The organism is Pseudomonas chlororaphis, assembly GCF_001921865.1.
GTDB classification, from domain to species: domain Bacteria; phylum Pseudomonadota; class Gammaproteobacteria; order Pseudomonadales; family Pseudomonadaceae; genus Aquipseudomonas; species Aquipseudomonas chlororaphis_D.
The window spans coordinates 104219-122773 of record NZ_MSCT01000008.1 but is presented as its reverse complement, the minus strand read 5'-3'; the positions used below and the strand labels follow the sequence as shown (position 1 = coordinate 122773).

Below are 18555 nucleotides of genomic sequence, written 5' to 3'. Positions count from 1 at the left end.
CTCACCGCGCCTGCGCCATGTCGCGCAACAGCTGCAGGGCCTGAACGGCCAGCGGCTGGTACTGATTGAGAATGTCGCCCAGGCTGATCCAGAAAATCAGCATGCCCAGCACCAGGGTCAGCGGAAAGCCGATGGAGAAGATGTTCAACTGCGGCGCCGCGCGAGTCATCACGCCAAACGCGATATTCACCACCAGCAACGCGGTGATCGCCGGCAATACCAGCAACAACGCGGCGCCCAGCACCCAGCCGAGCTTGCCGGCCACTTCCCAGAAGTGATTCACCAGCATTGCACTGCCTACCGGCAGGGTGGTGAAACTCTCGATAAGCACTTCGAAGACCACCAGATGACCGTTCATGCCCAGGAACAGCAAGGTCACCAGCATGGTCAGGAACTGCCCGATCACCGCCGTCGACACGCCGTTGGTGGGGTCGACCATGGAGGCGAACCCCATGCCCATCTGGATCGAAATGATTTGCCCGGCAATCACGAAGGCCTGGAAAAACAGCTGCAAGGAGAAGCCGAACAAGGCGCCGATGATGATCTGTTCGGCGATCAGCAACAGCCCGCTCAGGTCCAGCGGATTGACCGCCGGCAGGGGCGGCAGCGACGGCGCCACGACCACGGTGATGGCCAGGGCGAAATACAGGCGGATGCGGGTCGGCACCAGGCTCGTACCGAAGACCGGCATGGTCATCAGTACCGCGCCGATCCGGAACAGCGGCAGCATGAAGGTGCCGACCCAGGTGCTGATCTGCGCGTCGGTGAGCGCCAGCAGAGACATGGTTCAGCCGATCAACTGCGGAATACTGCCGTACAACTGCAGGATGTATTCCATGAAGGTTTGCACCAGCCAGGGACCGGCGACGATCAGCGTCACCAGCATCACCAGCAGGCGCGGCAGGAAGCTCAGGGTCTGTTCGTTGATCTGGGTCGCGGCCTGGAACATCGCCACCAGCAACCCCACCAGCAGGCTGGGGACCACCAGGATGGCGACCATCATGGTGGTCAGCCAGAGCGCTTCGCGAAACAGGTCTACTGCAACTTCAGGAGTCATTGCGCGCCACCCGCCAACAAGGTTTTAAACACCGCCGAAACTGCCCGCCAGGGTACCGATGATCAGGGCCCAGCCGTCCACCAGGACGAACAGCATGATCTTGAACGGCAGGGAAATGATCAGCGGCGACAGCATCATCATGCCCATGGCCATCAGCACGCTGGCGACCACCAGGTCGATGATCAGGAACGGAATGAAGATCATGAAACCGATCTGGAACGCGGTCTTCAGCTCCGAAGTGACGAAGGCCGGCACCAGGATCGTCAGCGGCGCCTGGTCCGGCGTGGCGATGTCGGTGCGCTTGGACAGGCGCATGAACAGGTCCAGGTCGCTGCTGCGGGTCTGCGCCAGCATGAAGTCCTTGATCGGCACCTGGGCCTTGGCCACTGCATCCTGGGCCGTGAGTTTCTCCGCCAGGTACGGCTGCAAGGCATCCTGGTTCACCCGGTCGAATACCGGCGCCATGATGAACATCGTCAGGAACAGCGCCATGCCGGTGAGAATCTGGTTCGACGGCGTCTGCTGCAGGCCCAGGGCCTGGCGCAGGATCGAGAAGACGATGATGATCCGAGTGAAGCTGGTCATCAGCATGACGAACGCCGGGATGAAGCTCAGCGCGGTCATGATCAGCAGGATCTGCAGGCTGACCGAATATTCCTGCTGGCCGTCGGCATTGGTGCCGAGGGTGATCGCCGGGATCGACAACGGGTCGGCCGCCAGCGCCAGTGGCGCCGCCAGCATCAGGGCCAACGTCAAGAGGATGCGCAAGGGCATTACTTCTTTTCCTTCTGATCCTTGCCCAGCAGTTCCATCAGGCGCTGGGCAAACTCCGGAGTCGCCGGATCGGCGCTCGGTACTTGCACCGGCTCCTTGAGCACGTGCAATGGGGTGATGGTGCCCGGCGTCAGGCCGAGCAGAATCTGTTCGTTACCGACCTGCACCAGCACCAGCCGGTCGCGCGGGCCGAGCGCTCGCGAACCGATCAGCTCGATGACCTGGCCCTTGCCGGCCGGCCCCGCCTGCTGCACCCGGCGCAACAACCAGGCCAGGAAGAAGATCAACCCCACCACCAGCAACAAACCCAACAGCAGCTGGGTCAATTGCCCGGCCACGCCGCTGCTGCCGACCACGGCCGCAGCATTGCCGGCTACCGGCTCGGCGGCCTGGACCCAGAGTGGCCAGGCCAGGAACAGCGCGAGTGGCTTTTTCACTTAGCGCAGCTTCTTGATGCGTTCGCTCGGGCTGATCACGTCAGTCAGGCGGATGCCGAACTTTTCGTTGACCACCACCACTTCGCCATGGGCGATCAGCGTGCCGTTGACCAATACGTCCAGCGGCTCGCCAGCCAGGCGATCGAGTTCGATCACCGAACCCTGGTTGAGCTGCAGCAAGTTGCGAATATTGATGTCGGTGCTGCCGACTTCCATGGAGATCGAAACCGGGATATCCAGGATCACATCCAGGTTCGGACCGTCGAGGGTCACCGGATCGTTGTTCTTCGGCACGCTGCCGAACTCTTCCATCGGCAGGCGATTGGACGCCGGGGCACTGGCCGCGTCGGCCGCCAGCAAGGCATCGATATCGCTTTGGCCGGCGTCGCCGGTTTCTTCCAGCGCAGCCGCCCACTCGTCAGCCAGGGCCTGGTCTTCTGCGGAAGTCATTTCGTGTTCGTCAGCCATGTTGTCCTCGGCAGGCAAAAAATCATTAACAAAGCGAATTCATAACAACGCCGCTCAACGGCGCTCGATCGGCTCGATCACTTGCAGGGCCAGGTTGCCCTTGTGCGAACCGAGCTTGACCTTGAACGACGGCACGCCGTTGGCGCGCATGATCATGTCTTCCGGCAACTCCACCGGGATCACATCGCCAGGCTGCATGTGCAGGATGTCCCGCAGGCGCAGCTGTCGGCGCGCGACCGTGGCGTTCAGCGGCACCGCCACGTCCAGCAGGTCTTCGCGCAGAGCCTTGCTCCAGCGCTCGTCCTGGTCGTCCAGGTCGGACTGGAAGCCAGCGTCGAGCATTTCGCGGATCGGCTCGATCATCGAGTACGGCATGGTCACGTGCAGGTCGCCGCCGCCACCGTCGAGCTCGATATGGAAAGTCGAGACCACGATCGCCTCGCTAGGCCCGACGATGTTGGCCATGGCCGGGTTGACTTCGGAGTTTATGTACTCGAAGTTGACCTCCATGATCGCCTGCCAGGCTTCCTTCAGGTCGACGAAGGCCTGCTCCAGCACCATGCGTACCACGCGCAGTTCGGTGGGGGTGAACTCACGGCCTTCGATCTTCGCGTGACGACCGTCGCCGCCGAAGAAGTTGTCCACCAGCTTGAACACCAGCTTGGCGTCGAGGATGAACAACGCGGTACCGCGCAGCGGCTTGATCTTCACCAGGTTGAGGCTGGTCGGCACGTACAGCGAGTGCACGTATTCGCCGAACTTCATTACCTGTACGCCGCCCACCGCCACGTCCGCCGAACGGCGCAGCATGTTGAACATGCTGATGCGGGTGTAGCGGGCAAAACGTTCGTTGATCATCTCCAGGGTCGGCATGCGTCCGCGGACGATGCGATCCTGGCTGGTCAAGTCATAGCTTTTGACGCTGCCGGGCTCGGCGGCGTGTTCGGTCTGTACCAGACCGTCATCGACGCCATGCAGCAGCGCGTCGATCTCATCCTGGGACAGCAGGTCCTGCACGGCCATGTCGTGTTCCTACTGCAGTACGAAGTTAGTAAAGAGCAACTGCTCGACCACCACCTTGCCGACCTCTTTCTGCGCCACTTCCTGCACGCTGGCGGTGGCCTTCTGACGCAGCATTTCCTGGCCGACCGGGGTCGCCAGGGTGTCGAAGCTCTGGCCGGAGAACAGCATGACCAGGTTGTTGCGGATCACCGGCATATGCACTTTCAGCGCATCCAGGTCGGCCTGGTTGCGCGCCAGCAGGGTGATGCTCACCTGCATGTAGCGCTGGCGGCCGTTCTGCGTGTAGTTGGCGACGAAGGCCGGCGCCATGGGCTCATAGATAGCCGCCGGCTTGACGTTGCTCGCGGCCTCGGGCGCTTCGGCAGGCTTGCTCGGGGCACTGCTGTGCATGAAGTACCAGGTTGCCCCGACCGACACACCGATCGCCAGCACCAAGGCCAGGACAATCAGGAGGATAAGCTTGAGTTTGCCTTTCCCGGCGGGGGTTTTCTCTGCTGCTTCGCTCTTCGCCATGCCAATAATCCGTCACTAATCAGGTTTTCACAGTCGCACGGCAAGGCAAGAGCAAGTGTTATGCCAGATTTGTCTGGAACCGAAGGAAGGCATTTCGGGGCACAAGGTAAAAGATCGCCATCCGCGGCGTCACACGACTGGCGATCTTCTTTTCAACACGCCCCCTGGAGGGTCAGGCGTAATAGTCGACGGCGCTGGAACCAATCACCGTCGGGCTGCCGGAGGCGACTTCGGCGACGCCCTGCGGCAGCTCTTCATCCAGGCTGCTGTCCAGGCGCCCGCCGCTGGTACTGGCGCTGCTGCGCTGCTGCCCTTGCTGAGCCTGCTCCTGGCCACCCTGCCAGTTGCGCTGGTCGGAGACATTGACGTCCACCTGCCCCATGCCTTGTTGCTGGAACATGTCGCGCAAGCGGTACATCTGCCCCTCGAGCGCTTCACGCACGCCGGCATGAGCACTCATGAACGTCACCTGGGTCTGCTGGTCCGGCACCATGTTCACGCGGATGTCCAGGCGCCCCAACTCGGCCGGCTGCAACTGGATATCGGCCGACTTCAGATTGACGGCCGACAGGTACATGACCCGATTCACCACCTCTTCGGTCCAGCCGCTCTGGTGCATCGCCAGCGGCTGGTTCACCGGGATCGCGTTGGCAGTCTTGGGCGTCGCCGCCTGGGTCAGGGCCGCCAGGCGGTTGGCGAAATCATCGACCCGGGTATCGCTGGCAGCACCCTTGAGGTCCTTGAGACCGTCGTCGAGCAAACCGCCAAAGGCCTTTTCGCCGCCCTGATCGGTGCTGTCCTTGTCCACCTGCAGGTCCAGCATGTTGGCCATGCCGCTGGCGAAGGTCTGCGCCGAAGTTGGTCCGTCGTCAGCCACCAGCGTCGGCGCGGTCTTGTTCGGCGTCTGGCTGGAAGCCGAGACATGGCCGCCCTGCTCCATGGCCAGGCGCACCACCGGCAGCGAATCCAGCGGGTCGGCTTCGGGATCGAACTCGGGATCGACCGGCACCGCGGCCGCGGTATTGGCCAGCACCGCGACCACCGGCTGCGCTTGCGGCGCTGGCTCCGGCGCGGCGGCTGCCGGTTCGACCGGCAACGGCACTGGCTGGGTCGCCTGCATCAGCGCCGGATCGACGGACGGATCGACAACCGTGCCGTCGGCCAGCGGCTGATCGCTGCGGGTGCTGTCGTCATCGGCAACCTTGTCGTCGCTGCTTGCCGCCTTGTCGGCAGGCAAGGTTTTGCCGCTATCGGCAACCGCCGGCGCGGGGGCGGCAGCTTTGTCCTTGCCCTGATCCACCTTGGCAGGGGCGTCGGCGCCTTTGTCGCGGGCCGGTTTGAGCGGGCTGTTGGCAGCAATCAGCGGCTTGCCCGACGCTTCCTTGGCGAACACCCGGGCAAAGCTCGCGCCTTTGTCCCCGGGCTCGGCAGCGCTGGCCTGGGGGGTAGCGGAAGCCGCGGGAGTCTTGGCCTGGGAAGCGGCCTGAAGCAGCATGTTCGGGGTAAGGGGCATGAAACGGTCTCCGCTGCACTGGGATCGTAGGTACAGTTGGGAGACTTGACTGCAAGGGTCGAGCCAGCTTTGCCGACTCAGAGAAAAAAGCGTCGATCGCGGCAGGCTTCAGCAATGAAAACGCTGACGCTCCTGCTCGCACAGCTGCCGGACAATGGCGAACTCGCCATCGATCTCGCCCACCAACTGCTCAATCCCCCGCAACGACGAATCCTTGGCACGCTGTTCCAACTGATGGCACAGCTCGGCCAGGCGAATCGCGCCCATATTGCTGCTGCTGCCCTTGAAACTGTGGGCGGTGGCGACAAGTTGACGGGGATCGTCGACCTTGTGCAACTGGCGCAAACGCTCTTCGGAGTCGCAAAGGAAGGTGTCGAGCAACAGTGGATACTCATCCTCCATGACTTCCTGCAATGCGCTCAGCACATCGTGATCCAGATGAATCTCAGCCACTTGCTCACTCCTTGATCAAGAATCGGCGAATTATGCCAGAGGCTCCCAGGAAAACTCCACGCAAGCGCTGCGACCGTCGTCAGACCAACTGGCCCGCCGGCTGAGCTGGCGGATCAGACTGACTCCCCGCCCAGAGAGGCAATCGGTATCCACCGGCCGTTCCAGGACCCGCCCGACATCGAAGCCGTTACCGCTGTCTTCGACGCGGATCAGCAGCCGCCCGCCAGCACCTTGAGGCTCCACCTGCAGGCGCACCCGGACAAAACCATCCTGCAGTTGCTCAAGCCTTGCGGCACGCTCCCGGTAATAACGGGAAAACCCCTGGGCATCGCGCTTGAGACTCGAATCCAGGCCCAGTACCCCATGCTCCAGGGCATTGGAGTAGAGCTCGGCCAGCACACTGTAAAGCGCCCCGCTCTGCGCCCGCAGGCCATGCACTTCGAGCAACAGCTGCAACAGATAAGGCAAGGGATTGAAGCGCTTGAGGGTGGCGGCGCGATATTCGAAGTTCACCGACCAGTCCAACGGGCAGGATTGTCCGCTGTCGGAGTACACCGGCGCCGGCGGCGTCAATTCCCTGGCCTCGAGCAGGCTGACCTCGACCATGCTCACATCGTCCCGCGCCTGGCCACGAAACTCGCCCAGGGCCTGCTGGATCTCCTCGAACAACAGATCCGGCTCGCGATTGGCGGCAAACACTTGCTGCAGGCGCTGGACGCCGAACAACTGCTCATTGGCGTCGCAGGTCTCGATCACCCCATCGGACAACAGGAAAACCCGGTCGCCCGGAACCATGGGCAAGACTTCGGTGCGGTCGTCGAACGCCTCGGCGCCCAGCACCCCCAACGGCAAATGGCGCGCCACCAGCGGCACTCGCTCACCGCTCGCCAGGCGATGCAGGTAACCGTCCGGCATGCCGCCGTTCCAGACCTCCACCGCCCGCCGCTGGAAGCTCAGGCACAACAGCGTCGCGCAGCAGAACATGTCCACTGGCAGGATCCGCTTGAGCTTGGCATTCATCTCGCGCAGCGTTTCCGGCAGCCCATAGCCCTTCGCCGTCATGCCGTAGAACACCTCGGCCAGGGGCATCGCCCCCACGGCCGCGGGCAATCCATGGCCGGTGAAATCCCCCAGCAGGACGTGCATGTCGCCCGCCGGGGTGAACGCGGCCAAGAGCAGATCGCCGTTGAACAGCGCGTACGGCGATTGCAGGTAACGGATATTCGGCGCGCTCAGGCAGCCGGAATGCGCCACCTTGTCGAAGACCGCCTTGGCCACCCGCTGCTCGTTGAGCAGATAGTCATGATGCTGGGTGATCTGGTCACGCTGTTGCAGCACGGTTTCCTGCAAGCGCCGCAATCGATCCATGGCCTTGATCTTGGCAGCCAGGATCACCGGGCTATAGGGTTTGGCCAGGAAGTCGTCACCACCGGCCTCCAGGCAGCGCGCCAACGCCTCGCTCTCGGTGAGCGAGGTGAGGAAAATGATCGGCACCAGCGACTCGCCGGCCAGTTGCTTGATCTGCCGGGCGGCTTCGAAACCGTCCATCACCGGCATCATCGCGTCCATCAGCACCAAGTGCGGACGCTGCCTGGCGAACAGTTCCACGGCCTCGGCGCCATCGCTGGCCGTCAGCACTTCGTGGCCCTGGCGACGGACGATGCTCGACAGCAGCATGCGGTCGCTCGCACCGTCCTCGGCGATCAACACACACAAAGGCGTCGCCATCGACTGCATGCCGATCAACTGATATCGAACAGTTTGTCGAAATTGGAAATGGCGAGGATCTTGCGCACGTCGGAATTGCTGTTGATCACCCGTACGTCGGAATCGTCGCCGCCGGCGTGATCGCGCAGCAACAACAGCATGCCCAGGGCCGAGCTGTCGAGGTAGGTGGCGTCCTTCAGGTCCACGACGATGGAGTCGGGGCGTTTGTTGAGCCGCTCGTAAGACTCGCGAAACTCCTGGTGCCGGCCGAAATCGAAACGCCCCTTGATCGAAATCGTCAGCTTTTGCCCGTCCGGTGATACTTCAGTAACGACTGACATGATATCGCGTCCTTGTGAATGGCAATCTGTACAAGGTTTAGCACTCCGTACAAGCCCGGGCAACCCGAACCGCCGAAGCGTTGCCGGCGAGCGCGAGGCGGCGAGCGCGAGGCGGCGACGAACGGGGTGACGATCAGTAAGGATCCTGGCGTGGCAGGCGCTGGGACAGCTCATCGAGCAGCTTCTGCTCGCGCTTGTCTTCCAGCTGGCGCGCCTCGTCGATGTAGCGCTGCACCAGCTTGCGCAACCCCTCGACCCGGGCATAGGCCTGCTGCCAGGTGTCCCGGGCACGATTGAGGTTGTTCTGGTGCCAGGCCAGGCTTTGCCGCTGTTGCCCCACAGCGGTTTCCAGCTGATTGAGAAAGTGCTGGTAGTTCATCAGCCACTGGCCGGAAACGCCGCCACTGCCGCGCTCGATCCACTGTTGCTGGTATTCGCCGCGAAACCGCTCCAGGTCGCCCAGCTTGCTTTCCGCCAGGCGCACCTGCCCCTGGAAATGCCCCAGGCGCTGGGCTGCGGTACGCTCGGCGCTTTCGGCCATTTCGACCACAGGCGCCAGGCGCGCGGCACGGCTGTTGGCCATGGACGATTAACCGCCCGGCGCCGGGGCGAAAACCATCTCCAGATGGGCTTCGCTTTCGCCCAGGCTGATGCTGTCGTTGAGCCCCTGGCGCAGGTACGCGACCATCGAGGGTTGCAACGAGATGGCCGTGTCGGTTTCGCGATCGCCGCCCGGGACATAGGCGCCGACGCTGATCAGGTCGCGCGCCTGCTGGTAGCGCGACCACAGCTGCTTGAAATACTGCGCGCGGGTCATGTGGTCCGGGGTGACCACCGCCGGCATGACCCGGCTGATGGACGCCTCGATATCGATGGCCGGGTAGTGCCCCTCTTCCGCCAGACGTCGCGACAGCACGATATGCCCGTCGAGCACGCCGCGCGCCGAGTCGGCGATCGGATCCTGCTGGTCGTCGCCTTCGGACAACACGGTATAGAACGCAGTGATCGAACCGCCGCCCGCCTCGGCGTTACCCGCCCGCTCCACCAGCTTCGGCAGCTTGGCGAAGACCGACGGCGGATAGCCCTTGGTCGCCGGCGGCTCGCCGATGGCCAGGGCGATTTCCCGCTGGGCCTGGGCGAAACGGGTCAGGGAATCCATCAGCAACAGGACATTCTTGCCCTTGTCGCGAAAATACTCGGCGATGCGCGTGCAATACATGGCCGCGCGCAGACGCATCAATGGCGCGTCGTCCGCCGGCGAAGCCACTACCACAGAGCGCTTGAGCCCCTCCTCGCCGAGGATGTGCTCGATGAATTCCTTGACCTCGCGCCCCCGTTCGCCGATCAGCCCGACCACGATGATGTCGGCCTCGGTAAAGCGGGTCATCATGCCCAGGAGCACACTCTTGCCCACGCCGGTACCGGCGAACAGGCCGAGACGCTGGCCGCGGCCTACCGTCAATAATCCGTTGATACAGCGAATGCCCACGTCCAGCGGCTGGCTGATGGGGTCGCGCTTGAGCGGGTTGATGACTGGGCCGTCCATCGGCACCCAGTCCTCGGCCTTCATCCCGCCCTTGCCGTCCAGCGCCCGACCGGCGCCGTCGAGCACCCGCCCGAGCATGCCCATGCCCATCGGCAGGCGGCCGGTGTCGGCCAACGGCACCACCCGGGCACCGGGCGCGATGCCCGCAACGCTGCCGACCGGCATCAGGAATACCTTGCTGCCGGAGAAGCCCATGACTTCGGCCTCGACCTGCACCGGGTGGTAACTGTCGTCGTTGATCACCAGGCAACGGCTGCCCATCGCCGCACGCAGGCCTTCGGCTTCCAGGGTCAGGCCGACCATGCGCAGCAGGCGGCCCTCGAGGATCGGCTGGCCCGGCAGTTCGGTGGCTTCGGCGTAGCTGCTCAGGCGCTTGCCGAAACTGGTGCGGTCAAGGCGCATCGTCAAGGTCCGGCGCAACGCCGAGGGGGTCGACATCCGGGGCCGGCTTGTCCGCGGCCGCGCCCAACTCGACGCTCAGGTCCGGTTCAGCGGGATGCAGCGCCTGTTCGTGAAGCTGGTCGGAAAGTTTGTCCATGATCTTGGCGATCCGGGTTTCCATGGTCGCGTCGATACGACTGTGCTCGGTCTCGACCCGGCAACCGCCCGGCAACAGGGCTTCGTCCTCGACGATGCGCCAGCTTTCCTCATGGCGCTCGCGCAGGCTTTTGACCTGGGCGAAATCCTGCGGATTGATGTACAGCCGCACGTTACCCACGCCCAGCGGCAGCAGCTTGAGGGCTTCGCGCATGACATGCTCGATCTGGCTGGAGTCGATGCTCAGCTCGCGCTGGATCACCTGGCGCGCCATGTGCCGGACCAGATTGACCAAGGCTTTTTCGATCTGTGTATCCTGCTCGGCAATCGGCTCGAACAGATTGCCCAGCAGCGTCTCCAGCGGCGCCAGCCTGGCGCTCAAGGCCACCTCGGCCTCCTGGCGCACCTTCAACGTGGTGCTGTGGAAACCTTCTTTTTCGCCCGTGGCAAAACCTTCGTTATAGGCATCCTGGCGAATGCTCTCGACCTCTTCGAGGGTCAGCGGCCGGACTTCCGCCAGCGGCACCTCCTCGATTTCCGCCGGTGGTTCTTCAACCGGTTCCAGCTCGGGCTCTGGCTCGGGCACATGCGGGTCGAAACTGGGCAATGCCCAGACGTCGAAACCACCGACGTCCCGAGCGCGAATCAGTTCGCTGTGGGGCTCATCACTGCTGGACGACATAAAGCGGCCTTAGATCATTTCTTCGCCGCCCTTCCCGCCGAGAACGATTTCTCCGGCTTCGGCCATACGGCGGGCAATGGTGAGGATTTCCTTCTGTGCAACTTCGACATCGCTGACGCGGACCGGCCCCTTGGCCTCGAGATCGTCGCGCAACAGTTCGGCCGCACGCTTGGACATGTTCTTGAAGATCTTTTCCTTGACGCCTTCGTCCGAACCCTTGAGGGCCAGGACCAGCACATCGGAAGACACCTCGCGCAGCAGCGCCTGGATGCCGCGGTCGTCGACATCGGCAAGGTTGTTGAACACGAACATGAGGTCTTCGATCTGACCGGACAGGTCTTCGTCGACTTCGCGGATCGAGTCCATCAACTGGCCTTCGATCGAACTGTCGAGGAAGTTCATGATATCGGCGGCGCGCTTGATACCGCCCAGGGTGGTACGCGAAGCGTTGGAGTTGCCGGCGAACTGTTTCTCGAGAATCTGGTTGAGTTCTTTCAGGGCGGCCGGCTGCACGGTGTTGAGCGAGGAAACCCGCAGGATGATGTCCAGGCGCGCCTTGTGGTCGAAGTTGCCGAGCACTTCGCCGGCCTGGTCCGGGTCTAGGTAGGCCACGACGATGGCCTGGATCTGCGGGTGCTCGTAACGGATCACGTCCGCCACCGCGCGCGGCTCCATCCATTTCAGACTATCCAGGCCGCTGGTGTTGCCGCCCAGCAGGATGCGATCGATCAGGCCGTTGGCCTTGTCCTCGCCCAGGGCCTGGGTGAGCATCTTGCGCACATAGTCGTCGGAGCCCACGCCAAGACCGGTCTGATCGCCGACGATGTCGACGAACTCGCTCATCACCTGCTCGACCTGCTCGCGATGCACGTTGCCCATCTGCGCCATGGCCACGCCCACCCGCTGGACCTCTTTGGGGCCCATGTGGCGCAGCACCTGCGCGGCATCGGTAGACCCCAGGGACAGCAGCAGAATCGCGGCCTTGTCGACCCGGGTCAGTTTGGCGGTAGCGGCTCGATTGTCACTCATCTGCGTTAATCCACTCTTTCACGACCTGGGCCACTCGGCCCGGATCTTCTGCCACCAGACTCTTGATTGCGTTCAACTGTGCGTCATAGCCTTCGCTCGGGCTAGGCAGCAGGATACTTTGCGGACCGCCGAGGCTGACGCGGTCGTTGGCCAGCTCGCCATCCAGCCCGCCCATGCCGCCGAGTTCGACATCGCTGCCGAGCCCCGCCAGTTGCTTGCCCTTGCCGCCGCCGGTGATGTTGTTGAGCACCGGACGCAAGACGCCGAACACCAGGACCAGGATAAACAACACACCCAGGACCTGTTTCACGATGTCCCAGAACCAGGGTTGCGAATAGAACGGAATGTCGGCGATCACTTCACCGCGATCGGCCGAGAACGGCACGTTGATCACACTGACGCTGTCGCCACGACTGGCGTCGAAACCCACGGCATCCTGGACCAGGCGGGTGAAGCGCGCCAATTCGTCGGCGCTCCACGGCGCGCGGCTGGTTTCGCCGTTGGCCGGGTTGACCTTGACCTGATCGTCAACCACCACCGCGACCGACAGCCGGCTCAAGCGCCCTTGCTGTTGCTTGGTGTGGCTGATGGAACGGTCCAGCTCGAAGTTCTTGGTGGATTGTTGACGCTTGTCGTTAGGGTACGGCGCGAGCATCGGCTGACCGGTGGCCGGGTCCATGATCTGCTGGCCGTTGGCATCCAGCAGCGGTTGGCCAGGCTGCACCATGCCGGCGGCAGCGGTAGCGCCACCGGTGGTCTGCGGCGCGCTGGCCGGCGACGGCGGCTGGTTGCTCAGGGCGCCGGGAACGCCTTGCGGGCCCAGGCTGCTGGAGCGTTGTTCGTTGACCGACTGCTCGCTGCGCAAGGCCGGCTGATCGGGGTTGAACTGTTCGGACGTCGACTCGACCGCACTGAAATCCACATCGGCGGAGACTTCGGCCTTGTAGCGATCGTTGCCCAGAATCGGTTGCAGGATGTTATGCACCCGCTGAGTCAGCATGCTTTCCATGCGACGGCTGTAATCGAACTGCTTGCCGGCCATGGTCAACGCGGAGTTCTCCGCCTGATCGGACAGCAGGTTGCCTTTCTGGTCGACCACGGTGATCTGCGACTTGCTCAGCTCTGGAACGCTGGTCGCCACCAAATTGACGATGGCCACCACCTGGCCCGGCTCCAGCGAACGCCCGGAATACAGCTCGACCAGTACCGAAGCACTGGGCTTGCGCTCATCGCGCACGAACACCGAACTCTTCGGAATCGCCAGGTGCACACGTGCGCCCTTGACGTTGTTCAAGCTGGAAATGGTCCGCGCCAACTCGCCTTCCAGGCCGCGACGGTAACGGGTCGCTTCCATAAACTGACTGGTGCCCAGGCCCTGCTCTTTATCGAGAATTTCGAAACCGATGTTGCCGTCCCCCGGAGCCACGCCGGCAGCGGCCAATTTGAGGCGCGCGCGTGGCAGGTCGTCGGCCTTGACCAGCAAGGCGCCGGAGTTGGGTTCGACGGTGTAGGGAATATCGGCGGAGGCCAGGGTGTCCATGACCTGCTTGGCGTCCATGCCGGCAAGGCTGCCGTACAACGGACGATAGTCGGGTTGCTGGGACCACAACACCACGGCAAAACCAATCGCCACGCTGGCAGCCAGACCGACCATGAGGCCGACCTGACGCAACATGGTCATCTCGGAGAGGTTTTCCAGAAAGGACAAACCGAACAGCGGCGACTTGCCTTCTGTCGGAGCGGCCTTGGCCGGAACGTTATCGGCGACTGCTTCTGCCATGACTCAATCTCGTCCTTAAACCGGCATCTGCATGATGTCTTGGTACGCCTGAACCAGCTTGTTGCGTACCTGGGTCAATGCCTGGAAGGACACGCTGGCCTTCTGCGAGGCAATCATCACGTCGGTCAGGTCGACGCCGCTCTTGCCAATTTCAAAGGCGCTGGACAGTTGGCTGGAGGCTTGCTGAGTGTCGTTGACCTTGTTCACCGCCTGCCCAAGCATGTCGGAAAAACTGCTGCCGCTCACTTGCGGCACAGCGGCCGATTTCGGCTGAGCCATGGCGTCCATCTGCATGGCCCGCATGTCCAACATCAACCGATTAAATTCAATACCTTGGCTCATGGTCTACTCTCTCTGACGACCCGCAATTTTTTGACACTCACGCAGCGGTTACTGAGTGTTAGCAACAAGGGTGCCAGCTCCACGGCGACGCCGAACAAAAGCCGGCACGGGTCCAGTGTTAAACGATTCATGTTGCAAAAAGATAAGCCTCTACATCCATTCCGGCATCGCGCATCTGCGCCAACTTGTAGCGCAAGGTCCGCGGGCTGATCCCCAGGCGCTCGGCAGCCTCCTTGCGCCGGCCGCGCTCGGCCCGCAGGGTATCGATGATCATCTGGAACTCTCGGCGCCGCAAATCGTCGCCCAAGCCCCCCGCCGAATCCGCCGGCAGCGCCTCGACCTCCACCGGAACACCGCGCACAGGCAGCGCCACAACGGGTGCCATGACCGGCAGCGGCGCACAAGCCAGCGCCCCGCCCAGGCAGAAATCTTCCGGCTGGATCAGGCCTCCCTGCTGCAGGATCAGCGCTCGTTGAATGGCGTTGTCCAGCTCGCGCACGTTACCCGGCCACGGATAGGCGAGCAGGCACGCCTGCGCCTCGGCGGACAGACGTGCCGCCGCATGCTTCATTTTATTGACGTGCTTGCCTAGCAAGCGCTCGGCCAGCGGCAGAATATCGGCGGTGCGCTCACGCAGCGGGCGCCAAGCCAGGGGGAATACCGACAGCCGATAGTACAAGTCTTCGCGAAAACGCCCTGCCGCCACTTCTCCGGCCAGGTCACGGTTGGTGGTCGCCACTACCCGGATATCCAGGGTTATCGGCTTACGCGCCCCTACCCGCTCAACTTCGCGCTCCTGCAACACTCGCAATAACTTGGCTTGCAAGCCCAGGGGCATCTCGGAAATCTCGTCCAGCAGCAGGGTTCCGCCATCCGCCTGTTCGAACTTGCCAGGCTGGGCGGCGATCGCGCCGGTAAAGGCCCCTTTCTCATGACCGAACAGCGTGGCTTCGAGCATGTTGTCGGGAATCGCCGCGCAGTTGATGGCGATAAACGGCTGGCTGGCTCGCGACGACTGTTGATGGATGTAGCGCGCCAGCACTTCCTTGCCGGTCCCGGACTCACCCGAGATCAACACCGTGGAATCACTGCGGGCGACCCGCGCCGCCAACTCGAGCAACTGGGCGCTGGCCGGCTCGAATGCCACAGGCCCCTCGCCTTCCACCGCCCCCAGGCAACCCAGGGCATGCCGCGCCACAAGATCCAGCAGAGCCTTGGGCTCGAACGGCTTGACCAGGTAATCGGCGGCGCCTTGACGCATGGCGTCGACCGCACGCTCGACCGCGCCGTGAGCCGTCATCAGCAAGACTGGCAACTGTGGCTGGCGTGCCCGCAACAGGCCCAACAACTGATGCCCGTCCATGCCCGGCATATTGACGTCGCTGACCACCAGATTGAACGACTCGCCAGACACCGCCTCCAACGCCTCTTCCGCGCTGCCGACCGCCTTGTAGTCATGACCGGCCAACAGCAGCGTATCCGCCAGAGCCTCGCGCAATGCGCGATCGTCTTCAACCAGTAGAACCTTGATTGCCATTACCTTCACTCCACTCCTTGAGCGCCGCAGAACAGTGGCAGGACCACCAGCGCGCATGTACCGCGCCCAGGACGCGAGCGCAGCAGCAATTCTCCCTGATGGGCACGCGCCACCGCCTTGACGACCGTCAGCCCCAGGCCGGTTCCGGTGCTCTTGGTGGTGAAGAACGGCTCGCCCAGACGCTCCAGCACCGCCGCATCGATACCGCTGCCGCTATCGCTGACGCACAGCCGCAGACTGTTGCCACGGGTATAGAGATGGACTTTCAGACGCACCTGGCCAGCACTGGCCTGGATCGCGTTCTCGATCAGGTTGAGCACCGCGCCCACCAGGGTGTCACGATTGCACAGCAACTCGCCGGCATGGCTGTCGCATTGCCAGCGCACTGGCACATCCTGCACATGAGTCAGGGCCGCGGCCTGCAGCGATTGCAGCAACGCCTTTGGCGTCACACGGTCGGTCAGCGGCAGCTCGCCCCGGGCGAACACCAGCATGTCGCGAACCTGATGCTCCAGCTCGTGCAGCCGCTCCTTCAACCGCCCGGCAAAACGCTGCTGGGTGGCGACCGGCAGTTCCTGCTCGGTCAGATGGCTGGCATACAACAATGCGGCGGACAACGGCGTGCGAATCTGATGCGCCAGGGACGCCACCATGCGCCCCAGCGACGACAGACGCTCATGCCGGGCCAACTGGTCTTGCAGGCGGCGGGTTTCAGTCAGGTCGTTGAGCAACACCAACTGGCCCGGCTCGGCATCCAGCGAACGAGTGGCAATCGACAAGCGCCGCCCGTCTTTCAGCGAAACTTCATGACCGTCGTCTTCTCGCGGAGCGAAACAGCGGGCAATGACATGACGCCACAGCTCGCCTTCGAGGGGCAGGCCCAGCAGATCGCAAGCAGCAGGATTGGCTTCGCGGACAATGCCCTGGGCATCGATAACGATAACGCCGCCAGGCAACAGATCGAGGAGATTTTGCAGACGGTTGGCCAGACGCTCTTTTTCCGCCAGCTCCTGCATGCGCTGGGCACTGACCACCGCCAGCTCGCCCTTGAGCTCGGTCACCCGGGCCTCAAGCATGCTGTAGGAGTCGGTAAGCTGGCTCGACATCTGGTTGAACAAGGCAAAAGCCTGCTCAAGGCCAAGCCGGCTTGCCTGCTCTACGGACGACGATTGCCCCTGGGCTTCAGGGACAGGAGACATCTGGGCGGCTTGGGGCATCGTGCTCTCTCGCGTGGCTGACCGTCAGTTAAACGGAACGTTGAGAGAGACATAGCAATACCCGTGCCGAAAAAAAAACTGCCCGGTTTTCAACAGGTTAAAAAACAGGCGTCAATCATCCGCCTGTTCATCACCCTCGCGACGGCTCATACCGTACTTGCGCATTTTTTCCACCAGCGTGGTACGCCGAATGCGCAGACGCTCAGCCGCTCGCGCCACGATGCCATTGGCATCGTCGAGCGCCTGCTGGATCAACCCCTGCTCCAGACCGCCGAGATAGTCTTTCAGATCCAGGCCTTCCGGCGGCAGCATGGCCGTGGCGGCGAAGTCCGGCGTGTGGCCGTTGATCGCTACCCGCTCTTCCAGGTCGCTGCGCAGGCTGTCCACCAGTTGCTCGTCTTCGTCGTCGACGTAGCGGAATTTCTTCGGCAACTCGACCACGCCGATCACGCCGTAGGGATGCATGATCGCCATGCGCTCCACCAGGTTGGCCAGCTCACGGACGTTACCCGGCCAGCCATGACGGCAGAGCGACATGATTGCCGCGGAGTTGAAGCGGATCGACCCGCGCTTCTCGTGCTCCATGCGCGAGATCAGTTCGTTCATCAGCAACGGAATGTCTTCTACGCGCTCGCGCAGCGGAGCCATTTCGATCGGGAACACGTTCAGGCGGTAGTACAGGTCTTCGCGGAAACTGCCGACCTCGATCATGCTTTCGAGGTTCTTGTGAGTCGCCGCAATGATCCGCACATCGACGCTCTGGGTCTTGTTGCTGCCTACGCGCTCGAAGGTACGCTCCTGCAACACCCGCAGCAGCTTGACCTGCATCGGCAACGGCATGTCGCCGATCTCGTCGAGAAACAGCGTACCGCCATTGGCCAGCTCGAAACGCCCGGCCCGGCTGGTGATCGCTCCGGTGAAGGCGCCCTTCTCATGCCCGAACAGCTCGCTCTCCAGCAACTCGGCCGGAATGGCACCACAGTTGACCGGCACGAACGGTGCCTCGCGGCGCTTGGAGTGGTAGTGCAGGTTGCGCGCCACCACTTCCTTGCCCGTTCCCGACTCGCCGAGGATCAGCACGCTGGCATCGGTATCCGCCACTTGCTGCATCATCTGCCGCACATGCTGAATCGCCCGACTGGTGCCGACCAGGCTGCGGAACAGGTTGGGTTCGCGATGGCGACCGCGCTCACGGGCCTGATCGTACATTTCACGATAGACCTGGGCGCGGTGCAGGGAGTCGAGCAGCTTGCTGTAGCTGGGAGGCATTTCCAGGGTGGAAAGCACTCGACGGCGCTGGTCCTCTGGTAGGTCGATGGAAGAATTATCGCCCATCAACAAAACCGGAAGGAACTCATCCCAGGTTGAGAGTGTCTTTAACAGGCCCAGAAGTGCGCCAGGAGCATTTACAGTCCCAATGAGGACACAGATCACTTCACGACTTGATGACAATGAGCCGACAGCCTGCTGCCAGTCATGGCTCCCGCAGGGTAAATTTTCTTCGCCAAGAAAATTTAAAATCACCGCCAGGTCGCGGCGGCGGACGCTATCGTCATCAATCAGCAGAATTTTGGTTTCACGCCACATGCAATAGCAACT

Annotated in this window: 20 protein-coding genes; all 20 read right to left on the bottom strand. The window is 62.8% G+C overall.

Annotated features, from left to right (window positions below; translation table 11 throughout):
- Window position 1: 1 nt before the first annotated feature.
- On the bottom strand, window positions 2-784 hold the full coding sequence (fliR, locus tag BTN82_RS07765; RefSeq protein ID WP_075118573.1) for a flagellar biosynthetic protein FliR: 783 nt from the start codon (window positions 782-784) through the stop codon (window positions 2-4).
- A 3-nt stretch (window positions 785-787) separates the two neighbouring features.
- The gene (fliQ, locus tag BTN82_RS07760; RefSeq protein WP_075118572.1) at window positions 788-1057 is read right to left on the bottom strand and encodes a flagellar biosynthesis protein FliQ; all 270 of its coding nucleotides are present in this window, start codon (window positions 1055-1057) and stop codon (window positions 788-790) included.
- Between the two features lie 24 nt (window positions 1058-1081).
- The gene (fliP, locus tag BTN82_RS07755) at window positions 1082-1831 is read right to left on the bottom strand and encodes a flagellar type III secretion system pore protein FliP (protein WP_075118571.1); all 750 of its coding nucleotides are present in this window, start codon (window positions 1829-1831) and stop codon (window positions 1082-1084) included.
- Complete coding sequence (gene fliO, locus BTN82_RS07750; RefSeq protein WP_075118570.1) at window positions 1831-2268, bottom strand: flagellar biosynthetic protein FliO; 438 nt, start codon at window positions 2266-2268, stop codon at window positions 1831-1833. The genes fliP and fliO overlap by 1 nt, the downstream gene beginning before the upstream one ends.
- A complete protein-coding gene (gene fliN, locus BTN82_RS07745) occupies window positions 2269-2736 on the bottom strand; it encodes a flagellar motor switch protein FliN (RefSeq protein ID WP_075118569.1) in 468 nt (155 codons plus the stop codon).
- Window positions 2737-2790: 54 nt separating this feature from the next.
- On the bottom strand, window positions 2791-3759 hold the full coding sequence (gene fliM / locus BTN82_RS07740; RefSeq protein ID WP_075118568.1) for a flagellar motor switch protein FliM: 969 nt from the start codon (window positions 3757-3759) through the stop codon (window positions 2791-2793).
- A gap of 9 nt (window positions 3760-3768) precedes the next feature.
- The gene (fliL, locus tag BTN82_RS07735) at window positions 3769-4272 is read right to left on the bottom strand and encodes a flagellar basal body-associated protein FliL (RefSeq protein WP_075118567.1); all 504 of its coding nucleotides are present in this window, start codon (window positions 4270-4272) and stop codon (window positions 3769-3771) included.
- 172 nt (window positions 4273-4444) lie between these two features.
- Entirely contained in the window at window positions 4445-5785 is a 1341-nt protein-coding gene (locus tag BTN82_RS07730; RefSeq protein WP_075118566.1) for a flagellar hook-length control protein FliK, read from the bottom strand.
- Window positions 5786-5893: 108 nt separating this feature from the next.
- Window positions 5894-6238 carry an Hpt domain-containing protein gene (locus BTN82_RS07725; RefSeq protein WP_075118565.1) on the bottom strand — a complete coding sequence of 115 codons (345 nt, stop codon included), beginning with the start codon at window positions 6236-6238 and terminating at the stop codon, window positions 5894-5896.
- 30 nt (window positions 6239-6268) lie between these two features.
- A complete protein-coding gene (locus BTN82_RS07720; protein WP_075118964.1) occupies window positions 6269-7975 on the bottom strand; it encodes a fused response regulator/phosphatase in 1707 nt (568 codons plus the stop codon).
- A gap of 5 nt (window positions 7976-7980) precedes the next feature.
- Window positions 7981-8286: an STAS domain-containing protein gene (locus BTN82_RS07715; protein WP_075118564.1), complete on the bottom strand. Its 306-nt coding sequence runs from the start codon at window positions 8284-8286 to the stop codon at window positions 7981-7983.
- A 133-nt stretch (window positions 8287-8419) separates the two neighbouring features.
- Window positions 8420-8869 carry a flagellar export protein FliJ gene (gene fliJ / locus BTN82_RS07710; RefSeq protein ID WP_075118563.1) on the bottom strand — a complete coding sequence of 150 codons (450 nt, stop codon included), beginning with the start codon at window positions 8867-8869 and terminating at the stop codon, window positions 8420-8422.
- 6 nt (window positions 8870-8875) lie between these two features.
- On the bottom strand, window positions 8876-10234 hold the full coding sequence (fliI, locus tag BTN82_RS07705) for a flagellar protein export ATPase FliI (RefSeq protein ID WP_075118562.1): 1359 nt from the start codon (window positions 10232-10234) through the stop codon (window positions 8876-8878).
- The gene (gene fliH, locus BTN82_RS07700; RefSeq protein ID WP_075118561.1) at window positions 10224-11051 is read right to left on the bottom strand and encodes a flagellar assembly protein FliH; all 828 of its coding nucleotides are present in this window, start codon (window positions 11049-11051) and stop codon (window positions 10224-10226) included. The genes fliI and fliH overlap by 11 nt, the downstream gene beginning before the upstream one ends.
- Window positions 11052-11060: 9 nt before the next feature.
- Window positions 11061-12080, bottom strand: a complete 1020-nt coding sequence (gene fliG, locus BTN82_RS07695) for a flagellar motor switch protein FliG (RefSeq protein ID WP_075118560.1) — start codon at window positions 12078-12080, stop codon at window positions 11061-11063.
- Entirely contained in the window at window positions 12073-13860 is a 1788-nt protein-coding gene (gene fliF / locus BTN82_RS07690) for a flagellar basal-body MS-ring/collar protein FliF (protein WP_075118559.1), read from the bottom strand. The genes fliG and fliF overlap by 8 nt, the downstream gene beginning before the upstream one ends.
- Window positions 13861-13875: 15 nt before the next feature.
- A complete protein-coding gene (gene fliE / locus BTN82_RS07685) occupies window positions 13876-14202 on the bottom strand; it encodes a flagellar hook-basal body complex protein FliE (protein WP_075118558.1) in 327 nt (108 codons plus the stop codon).
- 127 nt (window positions 14203-14329) lie between these two features.
- Window positions 14330-15739, bottom strand: a complete 1410-nt coding sequence (gene fleR, locus BTN82_RS07680; protein WP_075118557.1) for a sigma-54-dependent response regulator transcription factor FleR — start codon at window positions 15737-15739, stop codon at window positions 14330-14332.
- Between the two features lie 5 nt (window positions 15740-15744).
- On the bottom strand, window positions 15745-16938 hold the full coding sequence (locus BTN82_RS07675) for a sensor histidine kinase (protein ID WP_186828365.1): 1194 nt from the start codon (window positions 16936-16938) through the stop codon (window positions 15745-15747).
- 129 nt (window positions 16939-17067) lie between these two features.
- Window positions 17068-18543: a sigma-54 dependent transcriptional regulator gene (locus BTN82_RS07670; protein WP_007922638.1), complete on the bottom strand. Its 1476-nt coding sequence runs from the start codon at window positions 18541-18543 to the stop codon at window positions 17068-17070.
- Window positions 18544-18555 lie beyond the last annotated feature (12 nt).

Coding starts and splice junctions, on each gene's coding strand:
- fliI (WP_075118562.1), bottom strand. CDS start 10,234: ATGCGCCTTGACCGCACCAGTTTCGGCAAGCGCCTGAGCAGCTACGCC.
- BTN82_RS07675 (WP_186828365.1), bottom strand. CDS start 16,938: ATGTCTCCTGTCCCTGAAGCCCAGGGGCAATCGTCGTCCGTAGAGCAG.
- BTN82_RS07730 (WP_075118566.1), bottom strand. CDS start 5,785: ATGCCCCTTACCCCGAACATGCTGCTTCAGGCCGCTTCCCAGGCCAAG.
- fliH (WP_075118561.1), bottom strand. CDS start 11,051: ATGTCGTCCAGCAGTGATGAGCCCCACAGCGAACTGATTCGCGCTCGG.
- fliL (WP_075118567.1), bottom strand. CDS start 4,272: ATGGCGAAGAGCGAAGCAGCAGAGAAAACCCCCGCCGGGAAAGGCAAA.
- fliM (WP_075118568.1), bottom strand. CDS start 3,759: ATGGCCGTGCAGGACCTGCTGTCCCAGGATGAGATCGACGCGCTGCTG.
- BTN82_RS07720 (WP_075118964.1), bottom strand. CDS start 7,975: ATGCAGTCGATGGCGACGCCTTTGTGTGTGTTGATCGCCGAGGACGGT.
- fliQ (WP_075118572.1), bottom strand. CDS start 1,057: ATGACTCCTGAAGTTGCAGTAGACCTGTTTCGCGAAGCGCTCTGGCTG.
- fliE (WP_075118558.1), bottom strand. CDS start 14,202: ATGAGCCAAGGTATTGAATTTAATCGGTTGATGTTGGACATGCGGGCC.
- fliP (WP_075118571.1), bottom strand. CDS start 1,831: ATGCCCTTGCGCATCCTCTTGACGTTGGCCCTGATGCTGGCGGCGCCA.
- fliR (WP_075118573.1), bottom strand. CDS start 784: ATGTCTCTGCTGGCGCTCACCGACGCGCAGATCAGCACCTGGGTCGGC.
- BTN82_RS07670 (WP_007922638.1), bottom strand. CDS start 18,543: ATGTGGCGTGAAACCAAAATTCTGCTGATTGATGACGATAGCGTCCGC.
- fliG (WP_075118560.1), bottom strand. CDS start 12,080: ATGAGTGACAATCGAGCCGCTACCGCCAAACTGACCCGGGTCGACAAG.
- BTN82_RS07715 (WP_075118564.1), bottom strand. CDS start 8,286: ATGTCAGTCGTTACTGAAGTATCACCGGACGGGCAAAAGCTGACGATT.
- fliF (WP_075118559.1), bottom strand. CDS start 13,860: ATGGCAGAAGCAGTCGCCGATAACGTTCCGGCCAAGGCCGCTCCGACA.
- fliJ (WP_075118563.1), bottom strand. CDS start 8,869: ATGGCCAACAGCCGTGCCGCGCGCCTGGCGCCTGTGGTCGAAATGGCC.
- fliN (WP_075118569.1), bottom strand. CDS start 2,736: ATGGCTGACGAACACGAAATGACTTCCGCAGAAGACCAGGCCCTGGCT.
- fleR (WP_075118557.1), bottom strand. CDS start 15,739: ATGGCAATCAAGGTTCTACTGGTTGAAGACGATCGCGCATTGCGCGAG.